The following is a 24,340-nucleotide window of genomic DNA, read 5'->3' as shown; positions in this document are numbered from 1 at the left end:
GTTGTTTCCCGGACGCGGACGGGAGATCGCGAACAGATCGCGGCCCCCTCTTGTCGGGACCCCCGCCACCCGTTAACTTAACCCCCTTAGAGGGTTAAGAGGGGACGGGGAGCCCATGAGCGGCATCGTGACAACGGCTGACGTGGCTTTCGTGAACGGGATCCGCGTGCACTACACACGGGCGGGTTCCGGCCCGCTGGTGGTCCTGCTCCACGGCTGGCCACAGACCGGCCTGTGCTGGCGGGACGTGCTGGAGCCGCTGGCCGCCGACTACACGGTCGTCGCACCTGACCTGCGCGGATACGGCCTCAGCGACAAACCGCCGACCGGCTACGACAAGCGCCAGATGGCCGCCGACATGGCCGAGCTCGTGCGGGCGCTCGGCTTCGAGCGCGCCGCGGTCGTCGGGCACGACCGCGGCGCCCGCGTCGCGCACCGCTGGGCGCTGGACCGCCCGGAGCAGGTGGAGCGGCTGGCCGTGCTCGACGTGGTACCGACGCGGGAGATGTTCCGCCGGCTGGACGCCTCGGTGGCCTCCGGCTACTGGCACTGGCTGTTCCACCTGCAGCCGGACCTGCCGGAACGCCTGGTCGCCCACGACGTCCGCGGATATCTGGAGTACTTCTTCGAACGCTGGACCTACAACCGCCACGGGCTGGACCCCGACGCCGTGGACTCCTACGTCCGCGCCTTCTCCCGGCCCGGCGCCCTGCGGGCCGGCTTCGACGACTACCGCGCCCAGGAACAGGACCTCGCGCTCGACGACGCCGACGCGGCCATGGGACGCAGACTGACCATGCCCGTGCTGGCCCTGTGGGGATCGGTCGGGCTTCCCGCTCGCCTCCCCACGCTGGACATCTGGCGCGAGTACGCCGAGAACGTCACCGGCGCCCAGATCCCCGATTGCGGGCACTTCATCGCGGAGGAACGGCCGGACGCCCTCCTCGACCACCTTCGCGGCTTCCTCGCCGAGGGGCGGAACCGGTGACCCCGGCGCGGAAACGACCCCACGACATGGGATAGCACCGGCTCGGCCGGCCGGCGAAGACCTCCGTGACCTCCGCGGGTAAAAGGAACGTGTGGCAGTGCAGGACGAATGGCTCTGGTACGGCGGCCGAGTGTGCCTCGACTACGTCAACACCCTGCGCGATCGCTGGAAGGAGCCCCGTGAGACGCTCCGCGAGCCCGACGACGTGCTGCGCTGGTTGCGTACCGCTGGACTGACCGGCGACTCGATCCGGACACCCGCCCGGCCGGAAGCCGCGCTGGTCTCCGCGCGGCGACTGCGCGAGGCGATCGACCGCGCCGTCATGGCGGCGGCGGGCGGCGACCTGCCTGACCCGGCGGACCTGTCCTTGATCAACGAAGCCGCGACGGCGGCCCCGCGCCCGGCACCCCAGATCACCATCGTGGACGGACGCCTGGCGCCGGGCAACGGGAAGCCCGGAGCGGAGGACGCGGCGGCCGGACTGGGCCTGGTCGCCCAGGACGCGGTGGAGCTGCTGCTCTCGAACGAGATCCAGTGGGTCCGCGTCTGCGGCGCCGACCGCTGCGCCCTGCGCTTCATCGACCGTTCCCCCGCCCACAACCGGCGCTGGTGCTCCATGGCGCGCTGCGGCAACCGGACCAAGGTGCGGTCCCATCAACTCCGGCACGGCGGGCAGTGAGCGCGGACCCGCAGCCGATCCGCCACAGCCCCGGCTCAGTGATCCACAGGCGATGGATGCGCCGCTGCCCCGCGCGACGCTGCGCCTTCGCCTCGGCCACCGTGCGGCGGGTGGTGGACGCGCCCGGCCAGCCCGACCGGTCGGCCGCCCGACATTCTTGCTCGCCGGGGGTCACTGCCCGCTGCCTTTGCCGTGCCCGGCCAGCGGCTGACCCCTGGACTGCTGACTGTGGCTCCACCAGGGCGGCATCTGATTCTCACCGGGGGACGTCCTGCGGCCGCACCGTGGGCCGCTGGTGCGGTCGGCGGGCGCGGCCCGAGGGAGCACGGAGCGTCGCGATGGTGATCTCCTTGTCACCGTCGATGTCGAAAGCGCCGAGTACCGGGCCATCAGCCGGACCTGGCCGGAGGACACCGGCGTCACCGATGTGATCGTCGGCCGGGCCCGCCTGCTCACCACCGAGCAGAGCGTCACCCTGGCTACCGCGGCCACCGAGGCGAAAGCGACGTTGTGGCTGCTGGGGAGCGACAGCGACCTGCTGCAGACCCCCGCAATCCACCAGGCCCAGCGGGCGATGTCGGCCCTGGCCGAGATGATCGGCCTGTAGGAGTTCCATCAGCGGCTGTCCGCCCCCGCCCGGCCGCCGGCCCCACCAGCACAGCGCCCTGGCCCGTGCTGCCCGCGGTCGACTTCACCACCTTCCTGGCCGCCTGCCTGTTGACCGGTCGGGGCAGCTCTGCTCAACCTTCGGTGGTTCACTGCCGCCCTATCGCACCGTCCACCCATATCTGTGGAAATGGCGCGGCTCTCTGGCTGAAGCCGGCGTTCCCGTCACCCTTGTCCCTTCTCCGCCGTAGCCGGCGGCGGGCCCGGCCACCTCGCCTGTGCCGATCGACGCCGGCGCTTGGCGTGGCGACAGGCGGTCGCTGGATGCGGCGATGAGCCGGTCGCCACGCTCGATGAGCTGGCCGGTGCTCTTGATGAGCTGGTCGGCACGCTCGATGAGCTGGCCGGTGCGCTTGATGAGCTGGTCGGCGCGCTCGGAGTGCCGACACAGGCCCTCCGCCCGCGCCGGGGCGGCGGTGTTGTGTTCCTTCGCTTGCAGTGCCCGATGCTGCCGCAGGGCGCCAGGCCCGTCGGTGCTTTGCGCGGCGCGCGAGCCGGCGGGATCATCTGGTGTCGACATGGCGGCTCCGGGTGCGGCGGTGAGCATGACATCTTCGGTGTTAGCATCGCCGCATGGGTGCCGCATCTACGTGGGGTGACCGGCCGGTCAACGACTCACCCGCGCATGAGCCGCTGCGCCCGGCAGTGACGCGGCCGGTGATCGCTCTGGTGGATGACGAGGCGGACCTGGTCGAGATGGCCACCACGTACCTCACCCGCGACGGATTCCGGATGTACACCGCCGGCGACACCCGCGGCGCGGCGGCGTTGCTGCGCACCCACCCCGTCGACCTGCTCGTGCTGGATCTCGGCCTCCCCGACGGCAACGGCCTGGACTTCCTGCGCGGGGTACGCGCCGGCCGTCACCTGCCGGTGATCATCTTGACCGGCTGGACCGAGGAGCGTGAACGCGTCGTCGGGTTGGAGCTCGGCGCCGACGACTATGTCGTCAAGCCGTTCTCCCTGCCGGAGCTGGCTGCCCGGATCCGGGCGGTGCTGCGTCGCGCGCACCCCCAGGGTGCCGACGCGGTGCATCGCGTCGGCGGAGTGGCCGTTGACACCCGGTCACGAGAGGTCACCGTCGACGGCGTGCTGATGGCGTTGACACCACTGGAGTACGAGTTGCTGGCGCTGCTGATCGCCCAGCCCCGGCAAGTGTTCACCACCGGTCAACTGCTGAGCGCGGTGTGGGGCGCCGACCCGCACCAGCAGGACGGCTCGTCCGTTACTGAGCATGTGTACCGGCTGCGCCGCAAACTCACCACGGCCGGCGCGACCAGCCCGCGGATCACCACCGTGCGCGGCATCGGCTACCGGCTGGACCCGTGATGGTGTCCGCAAGCGGATGGGCGTTGGACTACGAACGACTGTTCGAGTCGCTCCCGTCGCCATACTTGATCATGACGGCCGACTTCACCATCGTCACCATCAATCAGGCCTACGCCGACGCCACCATGATCGACCGGGAGGCGGTGGCCGGCCGGCCGATGTTCGAGATATTCCCCGACAATCCTGACAACCCGGACGCCGACGGCGTGCGCAACCTGCGCCGATCCCTGCAGACGGTAGTGAACTCCGGCCGGCCCGACGCCCTCGCCCTGCAGCGCTATGACATCCGTAGCCCCGAGGGCGGGTTCGTCGAGCGTTATTGGAGCCCGGTCAACACCCCGGTCTTCGCCGACGACGGCAGTGTGGAGTTCATCGTCCACCGGGTCCAGGATGTCACCGACCTGGTCGAGCTACGCCGTCACGGCCGCGAGCAGCAACGCGTCGCCGTGGCGCTGCAGACCCGGGTCGAGCAGATGGAGGCCGACCTGTTCACCCGCGGCCGTCACCTGCAGGACGCCAACCGGCAACTGCAGCGCGTCAACGCCGAGCTGGCCGCCGCCGGCGACGCGCTGCGAGCTCAGCAGCAGGCCAAGGACCGGTTCATCGCCACTCTGTCACACGAACTGCGCAATCCCCTCGCGTCGGCCCGCGCCGCCCTCGACGTCCTCGGGCTGGACGTCCCCGACCATCCGGCCCGCGCCGTACTCGCCCGGCAACTGACCGCCCTGACCCGGATGACCGACGACCTGTTCGAAGCCGCCAGGGTCGTCACCGGCCACCTGCAGGTCGCCCGCCGGCCGCTGGACCTGTGCACGCTCGTGGCCGCCACCGTACGTGACATCGAAGCCACCCGCCCTGGCACCGCCGGGATCCATCTCGCGTTGCCCGACACGCCGGCGATCGTTGACGGCGATCCGGTCCGCCTCGCCCAAATGATCAGCAACTTGCTCGACAACGCCCGCAAACACGCACCCACCGACATCCCCGTCCAAGTCGAGGTAACCACCGGCGCTGGGCACGCCTTCTTGCGCGTGCGCGACGAGGGACCCGGCTTCGCTCCTGACGCGGCGGCCGGTCTGTTCGACCCGTTCGTGCGTGCCAGCACATTCGGCCAGACTGCCCACGCCGGGCTGGGGCTGGGCCTGGCCGTGGTCCGCGGCATCGCCACGCTGCACGACGGCACCGCCACCGCCCACAGCAATGGTCCCGGGACCGGCGCCACGTTCACCGTTCGGCTGCCGCTCACCGACGCCCCGCCGAATAACGCCGAACAGCGCCCCGCGCCGGCCACCACCCGGGCGCCGATGCGGGTCCTGCTCGTCGAGGACAACGCTGACCTCGCCGCCATGTACGCCGTGCTGCTACGCCAGCGCGGCGACACCGTCACCATCGCCACCAACGGCACCGACGCCCTCGCCGCCGCCCACCACCCGTTCGATCTGATCCTGTGCGACCTCGCCCTCGGCGACGACCCTGACGGCTACACCGTCGCTCGCCGGCTGCGCCGCACCCCGACCCACCGCAGCACCCGCCTGATCGCCGTCTCCGGATTCAGTCAAGACACCGACCGCGAACGCAGCCGCGCCGCGGGATTCGATGCCCACCTCGCCAAACCACTCGACCCCGCCCGCCTCGACCAACTCCTCAGAGACTGGGCCGATCAGCCCACCCCTGGACAGCCCGGGCCCCGCCCCGCCTAGCGTGACCCTCCCCCATGCCGGTGATGATCCGGCTCGGAGGTGACCGGCCGGTCGTCGACGCCCGCCGCCGGCGGTCAGCCGTCCCAGCCCAACGGCGGCGCACGGCCACACTGCACCTGCCGATGATGTCGTCCAGCCAGGTCATGCCCCTGTTGGGGGAGCGCCGGACGCGCAGGATCTCCAGCCGCTCGGAGCGCTGCATGATGACCGTTCTCGAACGGCAGCTCGGCGCTGATACCAGGGTGAGATCCGCTCCCGCGGACCGTGTCCCGCTCGAAACGCAGTTTCACACTGTGAGATGGGGTTTTGCGGGGTGTTGTTGTCGCCTGTCTACCGGTCGGTGAGGCGATGGCGTGAGCGAATGGATGGCCTCTGGCTCGCCGTCGATGACGGCATGATGGCGCTGGAGCCGATGATCACGCGGGAAGACCGGTGTGAGGCCATGAGGGGGCTCGTGTTCGAGGTCCACACTCACCGTCGCTCGGCTCCCTCCGCCGCGGCGCCTGAGCCGGACCTCCGGCGTAACCGGTGGCCGAGCCTCATTCTGGCCGACAGCCAGCATCCTTCTGCGGTCTTCGCCGAGCCAGGGATTCTCCCCGGGCGAGGTACGGCGCCGCTTGCCGTACATGCGTTCCACCTGCGGGACTTGTGCGTCCAGACAGTCGTGCACCTCGACGTCGTGCTCGGTGGCGGCTTCTCGTATGATCCGGCCGACGTGCTGGATCACCTTCCTTTGAACGAGATGGGCATTGCGAGGAACAAGGCGTCCAGCCGGGGCAGGTCGAACCCCTCGCCCGCGACCTTGTCGATGGCCAGTTGAGCTGCCCGTGCGCGCTGGCGGCGGGCCACGCCGGCTGGCCACCGGCGCGCGGCACATCTGGCCCGCCGCCGAAAACTGCCGCCGAGTGCCTCGCCGGCCTGCTGGTCTGCTCGGTCGTACGGACAGGCCGCGCCGGCCGGGACACCTGCGGGCCCGGAACCGTAAGCCTTTCCCGGCCTGTATGGCGGCCTCTTGACGAGCTGCAGGACGAGGAGGTCGCCTGGACGATCGGGGGCGGTGCGGACAACAGCGCAGTTGGACCTGGAACGTGCAGGTCAAGGCGGCAATGGCGCGCGGATGATGTCGACGTTGGCGGGGGGGCATGCGCAGCACGACGGCACATGTGCTAGATTGGGCTCAGTTGCAGTTGTGGTACCCATAAAGACTTGTGTGCACCTGACGGTATGTAGCCTCAGGTGCATTTTTTGTTCTCCGGTCATCTCCGGGTGTGTGGTCCTATCTCGGCGACGCGGAATCCGTTCGATGCGGATTTCGGCTTTGCACCCATCGAAGGAGATCAACATGGCTTCTGGCACCGTGAAGTGGTTCAACGCGGAAAAGGGCTTCGGCTTCATCGAGCAGGACGGCGGCGGCGCCGACGTCTTCGCGCACTACTCCAACATCGTCGCCAACGGCGGCTACCGTGAGCTGCGCGAGGGCCAGAAGGTTGCCTTCGACGTCACGCAGGGCCAGAAGGGCCCGCAGGCCGAGAACATCGTTTCCGCCTGACACCGCACCACGTAGCCGGGGCTCGCGCCGCAAGGCGTGATCCCCGGCGCGTTGCTTTTGTGGCATCCATCGTGCCGTGATGACCTCACAACCCGAGAAGCACAGCGTGTCTGTTCTTCCGCCGCACACCGGATGACCACCGATGGTTCTGGTTCGGGCACAGGCCCGCTCCAGTTCTACGGCGCGGCGTCACAGCCGCGTTCTTCCCGGCGAAAGCCGGCCATCTCGACGTACGAACCCAGGCTGTTTCCGCCGGTTCGACTCGTCTTTCTTAGGCTCGTGCTAGCTGTTCTTGTGCCGCTCATCGCGTCGAGGATCGCCTGACACGTGCCGCATCGAGGAAGGTTCTGTATGAACCACGCAACTCGCGCTCACGATCGCGACTCTTCGCCCCGTACGGGCGGCTCCGTCCGAAGCAGGGGCGGCCGATTCAGCTCTCCGGCTCAGGGCCGTTCAGGCGCCTCCATCCGGTCCGGCAACGGGCGGCGCCCCGCCGCGCTCCAGAGGGAGTTCGCGCTGCCGGTCACCGTCACCCCGGCCCTGCCGGCAGCCGCGACCTTCGCTGAGCTGAGCATGCCGCCCGCAGTGCTGAAGGTGCTCACCGGCCTGGGCTTGAACGAACCGTTCCCGATCCAGGCGGCCACGTTGCCGAACTCCCTGGCCGGCCGGGACGTCCTGGGGCGGGGGCGTACCGGTTCGGGCAAGACACTCGCCTTCGGCCTGGCTCTGCTCGTCCGCACCTCCGGACAGCGGGCACAATCGCGGCGACCGCTCGCCCTGATCCTCGTCCCCACCAGGGAACTGGCCCAGCAGGTCACCGATGCGCTCACGCCGTACGCCCAAGCACTGAAGCTGCGGCTGGCCACGGTCGTCGGCGGCATGTCGATCAGCCGCCAGGCCCATGCGCTGCGCAACAGTGCCGAGGTCGTCATCGCGACCCCGGGACGGCTCAGGGATCTCATCGAGCGCGGCGACTGCAGCCTGGACCATGTCGGCATCACCGTGCTGGACGAGGCCGACCAGATGGCTGACATGGGCTTCATGCCGCAGATCACCCACCTGCTCGACCAGGTGCGCCCAGATGGTCAGCGGATGCTGTTCTCCGCCACTTTGGACCGCAACGTCGATTTGCTGGTCCGCCGCTATCTGAGCGACCCGGTGGTCCATTCGGTCGACCCCTCGGCGGGCGCGGTCACCACGATGGAACACCACGTGCTGCACATCCAGGGTGCCGACAAGCAAGCCACCACTGTGGAGATCGCTGCTCGCGACGGTCGGGTGATCATGTTCCTGGACACCAAGCACGCTGTGGACCGGCTCACCGAACAGTTGCTGAACAGCGGAGTGCGCGCCGCCGCGCTGCACGGAGGCAAGTCCCAGCCCCAGCGCACCCGCACCCTCGCCCAGTTCAAGAGCGGCCACGTCACGGCGCTGGTGGCGACCAACGTCGCGGCTCGCGGCATCCACGTCGACAACCTGGACCTCGTCGTCAACGTCGACCCGCCGAGTGACCACAAGGACTACCTGCACCGCGGCGGCCGCACCGCCCGCGCCGGCGAGTCCGGCAGCGTCGTCACCCTGGTGCTGCCCAATCAGCGCCGTGACATGACCCGCTTGATGGCCGACGCCGGTATCGTCCCGCAGACCAGCGAGGTCCGTTCGGGCGAGGCCGAGCTGAGGCGTATCACGGGCGCCCAGACTCCCTCGGGCATCCCCGTGACCATCACCGCACCGGCTGCCAGTCGTCGGTCGGGACGGAACGGCAGACGATTCCGGTAGGAGCGGAAGGCTCGCCCAAGGCCAGGTAGTCAAGGCTTTGGGCTGTTGGCGAGAGTGCCGCGGAGATCGGGCCGGGCGGTGGGGACACCCGGCCCGATCTGGCGGATGAGCTGGCTGCCGGCCCAGCGAGACAGCCGCCGATACGTGGCGTGCCGTCGAGGATGACGTCGCGGAGGTGGCGGGCGATGTCCCGGGCTGGTCAGGGGCGGTTGGGGTCTTGGTGGAGCAGGGCCAGGGCCTGTTGTTGACTGCGGCGCTCGGCCGGGGCGATGGACGGCTTCCGGTACCCGTCCGAAGCTGCACGTCTGGGTGTCGGACGCGCAGGGCCGCCGCCCGTCGAAGGTCGAGGTGGAGCTGGCCGGACAGCCGGCCGGGCCGAAGGCGCGCTCGCCGCGCGCCGGACGGGCGACGAGCAAGGAACTGACCTGGTCGGGAACGATGACGGCGAAGGCCCACGGCTCCCGACACACGCTGCAGGTCCCGGCGGGCAAGCTGAAGAAGGGCCGGCACGTGCGGTGGCGGGCGCGGGCGACCGTCGCCGGCGGGTCCGGCGGCTGGCCGGAGTGGCAACCGTGACCGCCAACGCGATCGTGTACACCAACCTGAGCACCAAGGACGGCGCACCCGTCGTCGACGACGACAGCACCCCGGACCTCACCACCCGCGACATCAGCGTCTGGACCAGCATCACCAACTGGTCACGGTGGGGCCGGACTGCACTCCCACAACGGCGATGGACGGTCTGACGGTCCAGCTCCGGATCGACGTCCGGGTCCCCACCCTCAACGCCTCGCTCCGTTAGTCACCACGGACCAGAACGCGGCGGCCGGTCGCGATCTGAGCGCTTTCTACACGCGTTATCGCGTGCTCCCCGATCCGACCCCCGAAGAAGGACTGCGGGACAAGCCCGGCAATGCCTTCTACGTGAGGAAATGGAGCAAGCCATCTAGAATCCTCCCTTCAGGAGGGGGCGTCCCGCGGGCTCGTGGAGATAGACGGGAGCGTCAGCTCGGCCTTGGCGCTGATCGGCCGCGTCACGGGAACGGACGTCGCCGCCGACTGGTTCCAGGCGCGGCACTCCCGCGTCGAGCCCGCCTCCTGACCAACCGATCCGGCCGTGGGTGGTGCCGTGTACCGCTTCAAAGTCGTCGCAGGATGCTTGACCTGCAGGTCGAGCTGATGCAGCGGCGCGGGCAAGATCAGCTCTTATGTCTGCCCGTCTCCTGTATCTGATCATGATCCGGGTGTTCGGCTGGCTGGCGCTGCGGGGCCGAGGCGCAGCGGCCACCCGATCACGACGAGCAGACCGCCGTCCCGTTGGAAGGCCGCATCGAACGCCGGAGGGCGCTCGGCGGACTGATCAACGAGTACCACCGAGTCGCGTAGCTGCCCCGGAGAACACCCAGCTCAGGCCCTACGTGATGAGTTATGAAGCGGTACAAGCTGACGTCCGACAGTGCAAACAGCGCGCATGTCGTCCTCGCTATGGGCCTACGGATGCGCCGGACGCGTGCCGATCTCAATGCCGCACACCACCGAATCGTGTCCTCTTGTGACACGATGTCATGCGTTGTCCGCGCGCAAAATGTCCGAGAGTGCCGCCTGGTGTTATGCCGTAGCAGGCGCCGATGAGCATCCGACGAGCAACCGTGCAACGGTTGGCATCTCTTGACCACGCGCACCTCTCGGCTGGCCGGGCAGCGTGGCTAGGTGAATCTCGCTGGTGCGGACCGCTGGTCACCAGGCATGTAATCGCCGGCTACCCGACTGTGAGGCCCGCGTCGTTGAGCCGTTTGATGAGGCTTGGCTTGCCCCGGTGTCGTTCCCGGAGGTGGATGAGGCGCTGGGTGAAGGCGCCGGCGTCCTCGTCACGGAGGGCCAGGGCGTGCAGGTCGCGCAGGAGTTCGACGGCCAGATCGTATTCTCGGGGCTTCTTGGTGCCGATGGAGGTCTCCACCGAGTCCCACGCGGCGTCGATATCCTGGGCGAGCCGGTGCAGGCGCAGTTCCCTGGCCTGCTGTTGCTCCTGTTCCCGGCGGGCCTGTTCTTCGGCGCGCTGTGCGGCCTCCTGCTGCTCGCGTACGTGGCGGCGGGCGCTGGCGGCGTCCAGCAGTTCGGCGACCGTCCGCCCCGTCTCTACCTCCTGGCCCGTAGTCCCGCCGCCGAACTCGCGCAGCAATTCCCACCGGACCTTCGCGCCGTCCTCTTCGATCATCCGCAGCAGCAGCGTGTCCTTGCGCTTGGCGGGCAGCGCGCCGATCCAGGCGGCAAGGGCGTTTCGGTCGTGCTGTATGGGTCGCGCCGGCGGGCTGGCTTCGGCGGCGGCTGCGAGCAGGTCGTCGTCCAGGCGCAGGAAGTCGGCCAGGGCCCGTTGTGGCGCGCTGAGCGAACCCAGCCCCGGCGGGACGGGCGGCTCCAGCGCGTCCTCTTCCTCGTAGTCGAAGGCATCCTCGTCACGTTCCCATGCACCGTACGCTGACAGCCAGGCCAGATAGAGCGGCCGCGAATCCCCGGCGGCGAGCTCGGCACGGATGCCGACAATGGCCGACAGCGATCGTTCGACGTTGTCCTCCCAATACTCCTCCTCCGCCTCGCTGGTGAAGTCGAGGACGAGGTGTCCGCCACTGGTCCAGGTGTTGACCTGCTCGCCCACGCGGTACCGTTCTGCCTGTTCGGGATCGAGCACGGCCTTGGGCAGGCGCAGCATGATGCGGTGGGTGCCCCAGTTGGCCAGATACAGGTGAGCGTCGTAGTAACGCTCCATCAGGCGGGACGGGTCTCCGCGGAAGTCGCCCCAGTGGTACTCATTGGTGAAGCTGGTGGCGGTGATGCGGGCCCGGGTGGACAGGGCGCGCACCTCGGCCTGCTGCTGGTCGGTGAGCGGCCGGTCGATGGCCAGGAACTCGTAGTACTGGTATTCGCTCATGCTCTCACCCGGCCCAGCGGCGCAACGTGTGGATCCATTCGGCTCCGCCCGGTGGCGGGACGGGGAGCGGCAGATCGAGGATGCCGATCGCCTGCTCGTGTCCGCCATGACGGCAGATCGCCACGATGCCATCCAGATGATCGTCAGGAGGGCGGCCAGTCACGGAAGTACACAATACGCCCGCGAGGCAACCTTGGTGATCACATGTGGGCAGAGGGATGCTGGACCGTCAGGGCTGTGCGGGGGTGATGTCGGTGTGCGGGAAGTCCTCGCCTTAAGAGCAGGGGCTGGTTGAGGTCTTTGGCGGAGCGTAGGCGAAGCAGTCGCCCATGTTGAGCTCGGCCTTGGAGTTGTTGCCCTTGCCGTAGGCCTGGTACGCCTGGCGTGCGATCCTGGCCTGATGCGGTGTTACCGGCTCGTTGATGAGCCCCATCTCATCAACGAGCGTGTCGAAGGCGTTGCGCATGGCCTACCACGGTTGTCCGTCACAATGGCCGCTTCGACGTAGTTGACGGCCGAGATGCGACATACGTGTGCGGCGATGGTGTGAGCGAACGGGATGGCCTCTGGCTCACCGTTGATGACGGCAATGATGGACCTGGAGTCGATGATCACGCGGGAAGACCGGTGTCCGGGTCGTACAGATCTTCAACGGACAGTCGGTCTCGGCCGAGGTGGGTTCGCATGCCGGCGGCAACGCGCAAAATGCGTTCAGCCCTGCCGGCGGCTTCGGAGCGGCGTTCCAGCGCATCCAGGCGGCGTTCGAGCACTTGAGCGGCGTGCTGGGTCTCCTCGGCCAGCCGGATGACCCGGCGGGCGAGGTCATGAAGGGGCTCGTGTTCGAGGTCGACGCTCACCGTCGCTCGACTCCCTCCGTCGCGGTGCCTGAGTCGGACCTCCAGCGTAACTGGTGGCCGAGCTTCACTCTGGCCGATGGCCGGCATCCTTCTGCGGTTTCCGCAGAGTCCGGGACTCTCCCCGGACGCGACCGTCGGCGGCGGCATGCCAGGCTTCCCAGACCTCAGGGCGGAGTCTGTCGTGGTCGGCTGTACCGCTTCACAACTCATCGCGTGGTGCTTGATCTGCGGTTTTGTCCTCCAGAGGCACCACGGGCAAGATCGCAGTTCGTGCCGGTTTGTCTGCTGCATCTGACCTTGATCCGTGTGTTCGGCCGGCTGGTGTTGCTGGGCCGTAGCCAGGCATCCAAGGATGCCGAGATCATGGTGCTCCGACATGAGGTTGCCGTGCTGAAGCGGCAGGTCGTCCGGCCGAGGGCGGACTGGGCCGATCGGGCGCTCTTGGCGGCCTCGGCTCGCTTCCTGCCGACAGTGCTGCGAGCTCATCGGCTGGTCATCCCAGGCGCCCTCTTGGCTTGGCACCGACGTTTAGTTAAACGCTCCTGGACCCACCCACACCGTGCCGGGCGTCGTCCCGGGACAAGCAAAGAGGTCCGGGATCTGATTCCCCGCCTGGCGCGCGAGAACCCCAGATGGGGGTATCGGCGGGTCCACGGTGAACTGGTTCGGCTCGGCGTGCAGGTCAGTGAGGCGACCGTACGGCGGATTCTGCGTTCACGCCGACAACCGCCGGCGCCACGAAACTTCGACACCTCTTGGCGGACGCTTCTACGGCTGCAGGCGAAAGGACTGCTCGCCTGCGACTTCTTCCACGCACGGGGCTTGAGCGGCGGCTCGGGACTCGTGAGGATACGCGGACAGGTATGGGTCGTCTACCCTCTGTAACCGCTATGCCAGGAATGCATGGAGCCGCGCCGAGGCTGGAATGCCGGTCGGTGGAGTCGGACATTACGGGCGCTGGGAAGATCGAAAATCGGTCTCCCCTGTCAAAACTCCTGTCAATCAGGCGTCGCCCAGAGCCTCGATCCGGCGCGAAAAGCCTGGTAGAACCGTGGTAGGGCGCCCGGGACTCGAACCCGGAACCTACGGATTAAAAGTCGCAGTTCTAAATAGCGCCCCCTACCGGACCGTGCCGCATTGTGCCATGATGCCATACTTGTCCGCTCCTAAAATGTCCAAAAATGCCAGCTAGTGTTATGACGTATCAGGTGCCGGCGAGCATCTAGCGAGCAACCATGGGCGGATGGCATTCCTTGACCCGTTTCCATTTTAGATTGGATTGACGCCTCGTCGCCCCTAACGGTCGCGACATGCTGCTCCTGAACAGGTCCCAACACTTAAATCGTTACCTGCCCAACGTCGACCGAGCACAGGCTACTTCGGTCGTCAGCTGGTTAGCCGGCGGAATCTGACTAGGCCGAGTCTTGCAGAAGACCTATATGCCACTCGAGTTGCCTGGCTCTAGTTCTCGGCAGGCGCAGGGTTGATCGGATCCGCTCGACGCATCTCAGGTCATTCCGTTTCGGTCGTCCTGGCTTCCAGTTGTCTGCGCAGGGCTTCGAGCTTCCGCTCGGTCTTCTCTGCGGCCTTCTTCTGCCTTTCCAGTTTGGCCATTTCAGCCTGGAGCTCGGATGCCAGGCGTTCTCGTTGCAAGCGCCCCTCTGTATCACCTGCAGGCCCGATTCGCTGGGTGTGCACGATGCCTCGGCGAGTGCCGCAGGGTGGGCACTCTGTGACGCGTCCGGACCAATAGCTGTGGTCACGATGCTGGGTCCGGCGCACGACATGGTCGCAGGTCAGCGTCAGATCCCAGTCATCCAGCTCTCGTTTGCGCTGCTCGGTTCTGGCTGAGGCGAAGATGCTTCGCAGCGTCGCGATCTGCTCGCCACTGAGCGGCGGCATAGGACAGCAGTACCCACAATGCAGGGTACGCGAGCCTTCAACGCTCCATCGGTGGGAGCGACAATCTCCATGAAGTTGTCGATAGCGGGCCTCTTCCTGCTCGGACTCCGCTCGCTCTTCCGGAGTCTGGCGGATGGGCGGAGGGAGCTCCCTGGCGCCGTTCAAGAGAGGCTGTCCGCATCCTCGGCACGGTTCACCGGCCTGGAACTCCTCCCAGGTCATATAGGTTCCCTCTCGCTGCCATTGGCGGCGCCGCGCCTCCTGGCGACGATCGTCCTCCTCCGCATCCAATGCTTTCTGCCGCGCTCGCCTGAGGGCTCGCTCTGCCCGCTGTTCCTCCGTCAGCTTGGCCACGATTAGCCTCCTAGGCTGGCTCTTGTAACCATCTCCAGGCTAGGTCTGGACCCGCGGGCATGGTGGGCGCTTTGAGCATTCGGCTGCCGAATCCTGTGTTCGGGAGCGCGTGGTGTCCGGCCCTGCGGCTGATCGCATAACGTATCCCGTACGAAGCAACTGCGTAGTGACGTCCGATTTCATCAGCCCCAGCCCAGGGCCGTCACGCTCATCGGAAAGACTGAGCCGAGGATGGCGACGTCCCGGCCGGCGCCGAGGACACGACCGCCGTACGATGGCGCAACGTGGGCATTGTCGGCGTTGAGGTCGGACGAGTCGGCGGCGGTTGCTGCTGGGAACTGCCCGCCTCCCGCTCAGCGGTTCGGGGACGAATTTTCGGCATCCACGAGTATGCGAAACATCGCCCGAACGGCGTCATGTCTTCCCGATTCGCCCGTCTTGTAGATGAGGAGAGGGGAGCAAGGTGGGCGAGCCTGTGGTGTACAAGCGGTGTGGTTGCTCAGCTAAGGACAGGACGTGCCCCGACCTGACTGACGAAGGTCACGGTTCGTGGTACTTCGCGATCCAGGTAGTGGGCCCGAACGGACGTGGACTGCGGACGCGGCGGGGCGGATTCCGCACCGCAGAGGATGCCATGCAAGCTGCCCGCGATCTCGGCGCCGCCGATGTTCCGGGTGGGGTGAGTGCAGCGTGCACCGTGGCGCAGTGGTTGCGCCACTGGCTGGCTACCCTCCAGCCTGTTCGCGAGCGTACTCGGCAGGGTTATGCCGATCATGTGCGCGTTCACCTGATACCCGGCTTGGGCCAAGTTCGGCTGACGGAGTTGAGGCTGGTCGACTTGCGTCGCTTCTTCGCTGGGTTGGCTAAGCGGCGTAATCGGTACGGCAAGGCGCTGTCGCCGTCCACTGTGCAGCGGGTCCACGCCACCTTGCGGGCGGCACTTAACGAGGCAGTCCGCGAAGGTCTGATTGATACGAACCCGGCACGCCGGTTGCGTCTGCCGCGAGCCCGGCGTCCCCATGCCCAGGTCTGGACCCGGAGCCGGGTGGTGGCGTGGCAGGCCACGGGCCAGCGGCCGGTGGTGGCGGTGTGGACAACCGAACAATTGACGGCGTTCCTGAACTACGTTCGCGAGGACGTGTTGTATCCATTGTGGTGGCTGGCCGCGCTGCGCGGTCTGCGCCGCGGCGAGCTCGCCGGGCTGCGGTGGGTGGACATCAGCCTGGAGACCCGCGAATTGACCGTCATCCAGCAACTCATCCACGTCAACGGCCGGCTACGAGTCGTCCCGCCCAAGAGCGAGGCGAGCCAGCGCACGATCGCCTTGGACACCGAGACGATCCGCCTGCTGCGTCGGCACCAGCAACGCCAGCACCTGAGCCGGCTTGACAGCGCTGGCTGGGTGTTCACCCGCACCGACGGCCAGCCGATACGCCCGGACTACCTGACCTACCGGTTCCGGTACTTGGTGACAGCCAGCGGACTGCCACCGGTACGGCTCCATGACCTGCGGCACGGTGCGGCCTCCACGGCATTGGCCGCGCACGTGGACCTGCGCACAGTGCAGGGGCAGCTCGGGCACGCCAGCATCGTATTGACCTCCGACACTTACACCTCGGTCCTGCCCGAACTCCATCACGAGGCGGCGGAGGCCACGGCACGCCTGGTCCTCACCACTGCACGAAAAACAGGTCACCGGCTACGGAAGCGGACACTGCAGCTCCAACGTCGCCCCATGAACCGGCCGCCATGCTGAGCGTGATGCCATATAAGTCTCCTGGTGTCTGTTTGTCCCAGACGTGAACCAGCTATGACCACCTCCTGATTTTTGATCAAGATGTGGAGTGAAATCGCAGGTCGGAGTGGCAGGGCGCCCGGGGCTTGAAGCCGGAACCTACGGACTTAAAACAAGAGCTCTCGTCAGCATCTTTACGAGAACCATGATCGATCGTAGGTATATCGCGTTGTCTGAGCCGGTGGCCAACACATGTGCGGCGACCGTTTCGGTGCTGTGGTCGAATAGCCCCTGGGTAGCGTCTTCGCCAGGCTGTCCACTCGTGGGCGTCGAGGTTCATGGCTTGGTCGGAAGGTGGCGCGCCGAACAGCGGTGCTTGGTAGAACAACATGGTGATCTGTCGCACGCTCCTGGCTCCCAGGATGATGGCCAGTTGGACCAGCGCGATGCCGCGGTCTCAGTCCGGTAGGCGATCCCGTCGGACGGCACCAGCGGCGTAGGAAGTATCGCGCCCCTGTGCCCGACCTGTCCCCTTCCTTCCGCGGTCACAGACAGCCGGAGGTCTCATCCCGGAGTGTTCACCTGATAGGTGCACCCGATTGCCGCCTTGCCGGTTGCGACGTCAACATGCGCATCCCCGCATGTCCGGTGCACCTTTTTATACCGTTTGAGGTGATCGCCCAACTCTCATGAATGAATACCCGAGGTCATTGCGCGATCGGAACAGTAGCGCCGTCCATGTCCAGCGGAATTGGACATGAAGCGCTACGCTCGTGTGATGGCAACGGCGGGAGAGACGCTTCAGGCAACGCTCAGCGAGAGCGCATACGGCGCCCTCCAGATACTTGCCGAGAGCACCGTCCCGCTCTCCGGCCGAAAGGTCGCAACTGCTCTGGGCGTTTCCCCGACCACAGCGAACACCGCGCTGGCCACACTGTCAGATGCCGGGTTCGCCATCTCGAAGAGATCAGGGAAAGCCATCTTGTGGCAGCTTGCGGTCTCCAACCCTTCGATCAGCGCCTGGCTCGAGGAGACAACGCCTATCAGCGCAGTGCCTTCGGCTGGATCCAGTCCGTACTCGACGGGCGGCGGTGGCGTCCGCTTGGAGCACTCTTACGCGGCGTGTCTGATTGCCGGATTCCTCGCGGGTGAAGCCCTGCCCGAGCTTGGCGATGCCGTATCCGTCGACACCATTCGACTTCAGGCAAGCGATCTGAGCGATGTCGACGACATCCTCATCGAAGGGCGCGACTCTCACGGCGAGATGCACCGCTCCTCGATTGCCGTCCGCAGGAACCCTGCGCTCACCTCAAGTGATAGCGCGTCGGTTCCCCTGATCCGCGACTTCTTGACGGTCGTCACGGACCATTGGCCCGAGGCGGCTTCGGGACGGTGGCGGATCGTACTCGCGGTATCAACGAACGCCAATGCGATAACACAGCTCGCTGAACTCGCGGAGCTTGCTCGCGCTCTTCCTGACGCGGCTGCTCTGGCGGATCGCTTGACGCAGCCGGGGCGAACGAATACCGAGATTCGCAGCCGGCATACCCACATCAAGGACCTGGTTCAGCAGGCATCGACAGGACTCGCCTCGACCAGCGGATTGGGCGTAGAGGAGCTGACCTGGCGACTCCTCTGGAGTCTCAGTACACGAAACCTGCGTCTGGAAAGGACGGACCGAGTAGATCGGACAACAGCGGTCAACACTCTGCAGCGCATGATTCGCGACGGCACTCCCGCCGCTGCCGACGCACTCTTCTCCCGAATCGAAGAGCTGGTGGGGGGATGGGCGCCGCAAGGCACGGTGCTGACGCAATCGGTGATCCGCCGGAGCCTGAGCTCCTACTCGCTAGCGAGATCCGTCAGGTTCGCCAGCGCGTGGGAGACGTTGGATCGGCTCGGCGTTCGTCTGCGCGAGTCGATTCGGCCGGCGCTGCGGTCGGCGTCGCAGTCGCTGGAGTTGGAGCGCGCCGAAGAAAGATCGAGCCTCATCCAGGCCATGCGATCGGCGGGCGTGTCCGCCGGCGCTCTTGTGGTCACCGGCGATCCAGACGTCGGAAAGTCCGCCTTGTCACTACGCGCGGTCGAGAACCTCGAAATGGAGGGCGCCGCCGTCTCCAGTCTCAGCTTGCGCGATCTCCCTCATGCCCCAGCCGACCTCGAGACCCAGTTGGGTGGATCCGCTGTCGACGAGGTGATGGCAACTGGGGAAGTGCAGCCCATCCGTCTCCTTCTGATCGATGGCGCGGAGTCTGTTCTCGAAGGTAAGGGCCAGGTTTTCCGGACAGTCGCCACAGCCGCGCTGAGGGCTGGCTTCGGCGTGGTTGCCGTCACGCGCGGCGATGGCTCCCGCCAGGTTCGCGACGAGCTGGCTCGAGCCGTAGAGCTGGCTCAATCTGGCGGAGTCCCGGCCGAGTATGTGGTGCCGCCGCTGACCCACGAAGAGCGTCAAGCCCTTCCGGTGGCCTTCGCTGCCCTCGCTCGTCTGGATGACGACCCGCGCGCGGGGTGGCTTCTTGGCCGGCCAGGTCTTGTCGACGTGCTGCTCCGGACGGGCGCGGCTCTCGATCCAGCCGACCTGCTATGCGAGGCGGACGTGTTTTCCGCGGTGTGGCGCAGTCTCATCCGTCGGGACGAGATCCATGCCCCAGGTACCGCATCCCCAGACGATCGTGAACAGGCCGCCCTGAGCGTGGCCAAACATGCTCTCGGCATCGCCGGCCAACCTCCTCATGGCAGCAGCTCCGCTGAGCTGCGCTCGGACGGCGTCCTTCGGGTGCCCAACAATCCCGCCTTTTCGCCAGGCGATGAATTCGCAACCGATCTGTTCCGTGACTTCGCACTCTGTCGTCTCTTCATCGCGCACGGATGGGATCTCCTTGCTTCGGCTGGCGCCCCACGCTGGTCGATCCGCGCGGCTCGCCTCGGGTGCCAGGCCGCATTGCTTCACCGCGGCGACTCGAGTGGCTGGCTGAGTCTGTCGATGACCTTCGGTGAGATCGCCGATGTTCACGGCGATAGGTGGTCGGAGGTGCCGTATGAAGCCCTTCTGGCTCTCGGAGACGCGGAGTCGGCCATCCGCGAACTCTGGGGGCCTTTGACGGAAGACAGCTGTGCTGGCCTTGGGACCCTGCTCCGCCTCGCCCGGACCAGATATGTGACCGGCACGATGGGCGACGCCTATGCGCTCGCACCACTCGTGAAGGTGGTCTTCTGCGAGCGGCCCACGATCGAGCGCGGACCGGGGCTCGGCAGTCGAGCCATGCATGAGGCCGTCCAGGACCTCGTCCTGGCTTGGCTCCGCGGTATGGCGAGTAGCCGGCGACTGTCAGATCCTCTGCGTCAAGAGGTTCGCGACGTCATCCTCGACAGCGCCCCGCCGTTCTACGACGACTTCGCCGTGGAGGCGCTCGCCTCCTTGGGGCCGGATCTCGACGACCGAGCAGAAGCGTGGCTCCGCGAAGTGGCCACGGACAGGCCGGGAGACCTCAACCCCGCGGTGGAGTCGGCGATCGTCGCAGTCAGCATGTCGCAGGAGCGGCCGAAGCTGCTGCTGGATCTCGCTGAGGCCTACTACATCGAACGCCTCGATCCACGTGATCGCTGGGGCGGCGGCTCTCCCCTCGACGATGGCATTCGGGACTTCCGCCACGGACTTACCCCTGGGTTCGCGGTACCGCAGGCTGCCTGGTACTACGGTCCCTTCTTCCGCCTGCTCAATACGATCCCGGTGGACGCCATTGGCTTCATCAACCGGATGCTTGATCACGCTGCCAAGTTCCGGGTTGATCAGTTGACCGCTCACGGCGACTGCTCCGCCGAGCCTGAGGGCGTATACCTCGATCTGCCCGGGGTCGGTGGTCGGCTCTATGTCGGCGACGGCCACGTCTGGGCATGGTATCGCGGCACGAGCGTCGGACCGCGTGCATGTACGAGCGCGCTTCTCGCGCTGGAGCGCTTCATTGACCACCTCCTGGAGCAGCTGAACGTCCCAGCCCAAACGATCGTCGAACTTCTCCTTCGCCACTGCCACAACCTCGCGGTGCCTGGACTCGTGGTGGGCTTCTTGACTCGACATCGGGAGGTGGCTGGCACCCTCCTTGATCCTTTCCTTACCTCCCCAGCCGTCTGGCACCTTGAGACCAATCGCGTTACCGGTGACTTCGGATTTCGAGGACGAGATGCGGATGCCGACAACTTGACCGGGGCTGACCGGCGTCGGCACACCTTCCATGAGACCGTCAGCGCGATGGTGATTAACGCTCGGCTCTCTGACGATGAGGATCGACTCGCTCAACTCCAGGCAGTCGGCATCCAACTTATCGAGAGTGCCCGCGCCGAGCTCGCCGACGTCGAAGGCGATCACGACGTCTACCTCGCGATGATCGAGAGCTGGGCGGAGGAGTTTCGCATCGAGAACTATCGAGCCAGTCGAGACGGGGACCAGATCGTCATCCGGTTCGAGCGACCCGAACGCATCGACCAAGTACTCGAGTCCCGCAGCGCCGATCTTCAGAGAGGAAACGCTCTACTCGGCCTCCAGAACCGCTACGGGCGCTACAACGATGCCCCCGAAAGCTGGCCTGTCGAAAACCTCGAAGAAGATCTTGCAACCGCACGTAAGCTCGTCGAGGACGAGCAAATCCCAGAAGAAGCGCTATGGCCGGAGAACGGCCTCGTGGCCGTCGCCGCGGCAGCAGTGCGAGCCCACGCTCTGGGACGCGCGAGGTTGGATATATCGAGCCTGACCTGGGCGATTGACGCTGTGATCTGGGCTGCCGAGAACCCACGAACTGATGAGATGACCTACAGCGGGACATGGTTCTCAATGGGGGCCGACCGTGCTGCGGCTGCGGCCGCTCCACTACTTCTCCTCGAGCCATTCGACAACCTAGATCTAGACCGGCCGCGTGTTGAGAACTGTCTGCGGTCCCTCGCCACAAGCCTCTTCGATGAGGTACGTGCGATCTACGTCAAGGGCTGCGAGCCGATTTGGGCCATCCCGTGCGACATCGACGAAGGCTCGGCCCCATGTCGCCGGCACGGATCAGCGTGGATCGCCGCGACTGCGGGACTGATCGACTGCAGGCTGGGGCCGTGGGACCAAGAAACGCAGCAGCGGGAGCCTGATCCGCTGCCAGCGCCGTTCCATGAGTCGCTCTCGGACGTTGCCGACGACCAGCTCATGGTCACTCGGCTGCGGATGCCGTTGGCGTGCATGGTCGACGCCAGAGGCGTGCCGTGCCTTCAGGGTACGGTCGGCGATCTTTGGGCGCCGCTGTGGGACGCCCACCGCAGAGGTCTCGCCCATTGGTGGAAGGAGGGATACGACCATCACGCGCACATCCACCATGAGCCGATCGCCCAGCGAATGATTACGATCGCGTTGGCTGGCGACCGAGACCCCATCAGGGCTCACATCGAGCATTTCGCCGCAGACTCCAACGCTCTGCACATGCTCTTCAGCGGATTCGGCACTGTCTTCACCTATGATGAGCAGCTTCGACGATCCATGGTCGATTTCTGGCCGTGGGCGCTGGAGGTCGCTCTTGATGCCGTTGGTGACGGAGCCGGGCTGCGCACGCAGCATCATCATTCGTTCGACTACATGACTGCGGCCCTGCTCCCCACCCCGAACGCAAGGACGTCGGACCCGGACATCGATGGCACTTTCGCTCGATGCCGCGAGAACTGGCTTCAGCCCGACGCTCTAGGTCAGCTTGCGGACCGCTGGCTACGCCTCGCCCGCTGGGAGCCCAAAGCCGCTGAGGCCGTGATCATCTTCGCGAAGAGCGCACCGCGACAGTGGCAGGCGACAACCGCGCTGGCCTGGATCGAGTCGATCATCGACCAGCGCTATGCTCTCTTCGCCAATCGTCTCTGGTTCCTGGAGGAATGGCTGGCGGAACTCCGCAACCGTGGTGTGATCGTCGGGGACATTAGGAGCCGCTACCACCGGATCGTCGACGGCCTGGCCGCCGCTGGCGATCGAGCTGCGGTGAGCCTTCAGCAACTGGACGAGTAGTGATTTCGAGGGCGCGGCCACAGTCGCCGTAGCTGTGGGCCCAAGAACACAATTCGTCGTCAGCGCGGGGTTCCGCTTTGTCGAGCCGAGCGTGCCCAGGGGAGCGGTCCTGCGCCGAGTCCGGCTTGTCCTCCGCCCGGACACCGTCCTGCGCCTGGCACCGCGAGTTGGTGAAGCATCAACATACCCGTACCTGCTGGCCGACGCCGTGGGCGCTCGCCGACCGTCCGCTCCATCGGCGTACTCACCCTGCGCTTGAGCCGGGAGAACGCATCCTGGGGCTATCGGCGAGTGCATGGTGCACTCACCACGCTCAGTCTTAGGTCGCTGCTTCCACGGTCTGGGAATCCTTCAGCAGGAGGTCTTGACCCAGCATTCGAGCGAGCCTCCGACCTGGGCTGCCTCCTGCAAGAGCGAGGCGATCCAGCACACGATCGCCTTGGATACCGAAGCGGTCCGTCTCCTACGCTGCCATCAGCAACGCCAGCACGTGCAGGACCTCGACACTGGCGGCTGGGCGTTTGCCCGCGCTGGCGGCCAGCCCGATACGCCCGGACTACCTGACCTACCGGTTCTGGTTTGGTGAAAGCCAGCGGCCTGCCGCCAGCACTGCTGTACGCACGACCTACGACACGGCGCCGCCTCCACAGCGTTGGCCGCGCACGTGAACCTGCGTACTGTCCAGGGACAGCTCGGGCACGCCAGCATCGTGCTGACCTCCGACACTTACACCTCGTTCTGCCCGAACTCCATCACGCGGCGGCGGAGGCCGCGGCACGCCTGGTCCTCACCACAGCGCGAAGAACAGGTCAAAGGCTACAGAAACGGACGACCCAGTTTCGGCGTCGTTCCACGAGTCGACCGCCACGTAGCGCCTTTGCCGGAAAGGTGTCGCGGTGTCGGTTTGTCCCAGGCGTGACCCAGCTATGACCCACCTCTTGATTCTTTGATCAAGGGGTGGGGTGAATCTGCAGGTCAGAGTGGTAGGGCGCCCGGGGCTCGAACCCGGAACCTACGGATTAAAAGATCCAGTTCGAGCCGTTCCAGATCGTTCAATGCAAGTCAGGGGGCGTGGACGGTCCATCCTGAACGGTTGCGAACGGCCTTGTATTGCAACCCGAACTGCAACCCTTGGCGCCTCACTTCCCAATCAGGACCATGACGGTCGTGATCAGCGGCTTGAAGCACTCCGTCCAGATATCCGATAGACGGGCTCATCCGAAGTGGCCGAGAATCCGGCAGGTGAACGCATGCCCCTTCTGTCTAATCGGCGCCGGTGACGTAGACCGTGAGCTTGTCGCCTACCGCACCAGCAACGTCTTCGTTCTTCCCGTCCCCTCGCAGCGACCGAAAAACCTTGGTCACTGTCTCGTGCTTCCAACTATGCACGTGACAAGTCTTCACACTGCCGCTCCCGATCTTGTGGCCGAACTCTTTGATGTAGTCGGTCGAGTTACCGCCGCCGCTCGAAAGGCATTTGGAGCGCCTGGGAGCATGATCCTGCAGAACGACAACATTCCAGGTCAGACACTGTTTCACCTGCACGTCCATGTGATCCCCCGCTCTCCCGGCGATGGATTCGTCCTGCAGGACCCAGCCAAGCTTGAGATCCCCTTGGCAATCCGTGCGCAGCAGGCCGTACAGCTCCGCAAGGCTCTCACCGAGTGATAGCCCCCAGCACGTTTCGATACTCCGAGGTCACCGTGGAGCTCAGTGGGCCGGGACTGAGGAACGAAGTCCCGGACCTCCGATCGCCCCAAGCCCGCACCGTGGTCAGCCACAGCATGGCGATCGTAGGGCTGCATCTGTGCGGCGGCGGGGCAACCCCGGTCGGTGCGTTCGGTCCGTACG

At 66.3% G+C, this 24,340-nt stretch carries 20 protein-coding genes and 1 tRNA gene; 15 read left to right on the top strand and 6 right to left on the bottom strand.

The features are described 5' to 3' along the window. Nucleotides 1–142: 142 nt before the first annotated feature. The 3 genes from AB0H75_RS15260 to AB0H75_RS15250 all read left to right on the top strand — a co-directional run bounded on the left by AB0H75_RS15260 (nucleotide 143) and on the right by AB0H75_RS15250 (nucleotide 2,274). Nucleotides 143–988 carry an alpha/beta fold hydrolase gene (locus AB0H75_RS15260; RefSeq protein WP_367796301.1) on the top strand — a complete coding sequence of 282 codons (846 nt, stop codon included), beginning with the start codon at nucleotides 143–145 and terminating at the stop codon, nucleotides 986–988. 91 nt (nucleotides 989–1,079) lie between these two features. After that, nucleotides 1,080–1,667, top strand: coding sequence for an ABATE domain-containing protein (locus AB0H75_RS15255; protein WP_367796299.1), 588 nt, complete (start codon nucleotides 1,080–1,082; stop codon nucleotides 1,665–1,667). Between the two features lie 295 nt (nucleotides 1,668–1,962). Next, a complete protein-coding gene (locus tag AB0H75_RS15250) occupies nucleotides 1,963–2,274 on the top strand; it encodes a hypothetical protein (RefSeq protein ID WP_367796297.1) in 312 nt (103 codons plus the stop codon). 159 nt (nucleotides 2,275–2,433) lie between these two features. On the opposite strand, the gene AB0H75_RS15245 is transcribed toward AB0H75_RS15250, so the two are convergent. Beyond that, nucleotides 2,434–2,880, bottom strand: a complete 447-nt coding sequence (locus AB0H75_RS15245) for a hypothetical protein (protein WP_367796295.1) — start codon at nucleotides 2,878–2,880, stop codon at nucleotides 2,434–2,436. A 110-nt stretch (nucleotides 2,881–2,990) separates the two neighbouring features. Here AB0H75_RS15245 and AB0H75_RS15240 point away from each other — a divergent pair, with 110 nt between their 5' ends. From AB0H75_RS15240 to AB0H75_RS15210, 7 genes are all read left to right on the top strand, one after another. Beyond that, complete coding sequence (locus AB0H75_RS15240) at nucleotides 2,991–3,662, top strand: response regulator (protein WP_367796294.1); 672 nt, start codon at nucleotides 2,991–2,993, stop codon at nucleotides 3,660–3,662. Next, on the top strand, nucleotides 3,662–5,362 hold the full coding sequence (locus AB0H75_RS15235; protein ID WP_367797125.1) for an ATP-binding protein: 1,701 nt from the start codon (nucleotides 3,662–3,664) through the stop codon (nucleotides 5,360–5,362). Before AB0H75_RS15240 ends, AB0H75_RS15235 begins: the two co-directional genes overlap by 1 nt. A gap of 361 nt (nucleotides 5,363–5,723) precedes the next feature. Beyond that, nucleotides 5,724–6,182, top strand: a complete 459-nt coding sequence (locus AB0H75_RS15230; protein ID WP_367796292.1) for a hypothetical protein — start codon at nucleotides 5,724–5,726, stop codon at nucleotides 6,180–6,182. Nucleotides 6,183–6,704: 522 nt separating this feature from the next. After that, complete coding sequence (locus AB0H75_RS15225; RefSeq protein ID WP_367796290.1) at nucleotides 6,705–6,911, top strand: cold-shock protein; 207 nt, start codon at nucleotides 6,705–6,707, stop codon at nucleotides 6,909–6,911. Nucleotides 6,912–7,496: 585 nt separating this feature from the next. Further along, nucleotides 7,497–8,690, top strand: a complete 1,194-nt coding sequence (locus AB0H75_RS15220; RefSeq protein WP_367796288.1) for a DEAD/DEAH box helicase — start codon at nucleotides 7,497–7,499, stop codon at nucleotides 8,688–8,690. Between the two features lie 309 nt (nucleotides 8,691–8,999). After that, a complete protein-coding gene (locus tag AB0H75_RS15215; protein WP_367796286.1) occupies nucleotides 9,000–9,266 on the top strand; it encodes a hypothetical protein in 267 nt (88 codons plus the stop codon). Further along, complete coding sequence (locus tag AB0H75_RS15210; protein WP_367796284.1) at nucleotides 9,263–9,436, top strand: hypothetical protein; 174 nt, start codon at nucleotides 9,263–9,265, stop codon at nucleotides 9,434–9,436. The genes AB0H75_RS15215 and AB0H75_RS15210 overlap by 4 nt, the downstream gene beginning before the upstream one ends. 1,013 nt (nucleotides 9,437–10,449) lie before the next feature. Here the strand turns inward: AB0H75_RS15210 and AB0H75_RS15205 are convergent. The 3 genes from AB0H75_RS15205 to AB0H75_RS15195 all read right to left on the bottom strand — a co-directional run bounded on the left by AB0H75_RS15205 (nucleotide 10,450) and on the right by AB0H75_RS15195 (nucleotide 12,473). Then, nucleotides 10,450–11,616, bottom strand: coding sequence for a hypothetical protein (locus AB0H75_RS15205; protein ID WP_367796282.1), 1,167 nt, complete (start codon nucleotides 11,614–11,616; stop codon nucleotides 10,450–10,452). Between the two features lie 274 nt (nucleotides 11,617–11,890). Then, nucleotides 11,891–12,082 (bottom strand): hypothetical protein, encoded by a 192-nt coding sequence (locus AB0H75_RS15200; protein ID WP_367796280.1) that lies wholly within the window; start codon nucleotides 12,080–12,082, stop codon nucleotides 11,891–11,893. Between the two features lie 145 nt (nucleotides 12,083–12,227). After that, nucleotides 12,228–12,473, bottom strand: coding sequence for a hypothetical protein (locus AB0H75_RS15195; RefSeq protein WP_367797149.1), 246 nt, complete (start codon nucleotides 12,471–12,473; stop codon nucleotides 12,228–12,230). Between AB0H75_RS15195 and AB0H75_RS15190 the strand changes: the two genes are divergently transcribed. After that, on the top strand, nucleotides 12,441–13,358 hold the full coding sequence (locus AB0H75_RS15190) for a helix-turn-helix domain-containing protein (protein WP_367797123.1): 918 nt from the start codon (nucleotides 12,441–12,443) through the stop codon (nucleotides 13,356–13,358). The two genes, AB0H75_RS15195 and AB0H75_RS15190, sit on opposite strands and share 33 nt — an antisense overlap. 167 nt (nucleotides 13,359–13,525) lie before the next feature. Here the strand turns inward: AB0H75_RS15190 and AB0H75_RS15185 are convergent. Together AB0H75_RS15185 and AB0H75_RS15180 are read right to left on the bottom strand one after the other, a co-directional pair. Continuing rightward, a tRNA-Lys gene (locus AB0H75_RS15185) sits at nucleotides 13,526–13,592 on the bottom strand. A gap of 393 nt (nucleotides 13,593–13,985) precedes the next feature. Then, nucleotides 13,986–14,729, bottom strand: a complete 744-nt coding sequence (locus AB0H75_RS15180; RefSeq protein ID WP_367796278.1) for a hypothetical protein — start codon at nucleotides 14,727–14,729, stop codon at nucleotides 13,986–13,988. A 634-nt stretch (nucleotides 14,730–15,363) separates the two neighbouring features. Between AB0H75_RS15180 and AB0H75_RS15175 the strand changes: the two genes are divergently transcribed. The 4 genes from AB0H75_RS15175 to AB0H75_RS15160 all read left to right on the top strand — a co-directional run bounded on the left by AB0H75_RS15175 (nucleotide 15,364) and on the right by AB0H75_RS15160 (nucleotide 24,157). Further along, the gene (locus AB0H75_RS15175) at nucleotides 15,364–16,485 is read left to right on the top strand and encodes a tyrosine-type recombinase/integrase (protein WP_367796276.1); all 1,122 of its coding nucleotides are present in this window, start codon (nucleotides 15,364–15,366) and stop codon (nucleotides 16,483–16,485) included. Between the two features lie 736 nt (nucleotides 16,486–17,221). Then, nucleotides 17,222–22,489 carry an HTH domain-containing protein gene (locus AB0H75_RS15170; protein ID WP_367796274.1) on the top strand — a complete coding sequence of 1,756 codons (5,268 nt, stop codon included), beginning with the start codon at nucleotides 17,222–17,224 and terminating at the stop codon, nucleotides 22,487–22,489. A 664-nt stretch (nucleotides 22,490–23,153) separates the two neighbouring features. Continuing rightward, a complete protein-coding gene (locus tag AB0H75_RS15165) occupies nucleotides 23,154–23,408 on the top strand; it encodes a hypothetical protein (RefSeq protein WP_367796272.1) in 255 nt (84 codons plus the stop codon). A 239-nt stretch (nucleotides 23,409–23,647) separates the two neighbouring features. Continuing rightward, complete coding sequence (locus AB0H75_RS15160) at nucleotides 23,648–24,157, top strand: HIT family protein (protein ID WP_367796270.1); 510 nt, start codon at nucleotides 23,648–23,650, stop codon at nucleotides 24,155–24,157. The last annotated feature ends 183 nt before the right edge of the window (nucleotides 24,158–24,340 follow it).

Source organism: Nonomuraea sp. NPDC050783, assembly GCF_040802095.1.
Lineage (GTDB): Bacteria > Actinomycetota > Actinomycetes > Streptosporangiales > Streptosporangiaceae > Nonomuraea.
The sequence above is the reverse complement of the archived record's forward strand: the minus strand, read 5'-3'. Positions and strand labels throughout refer to the sequence as shown.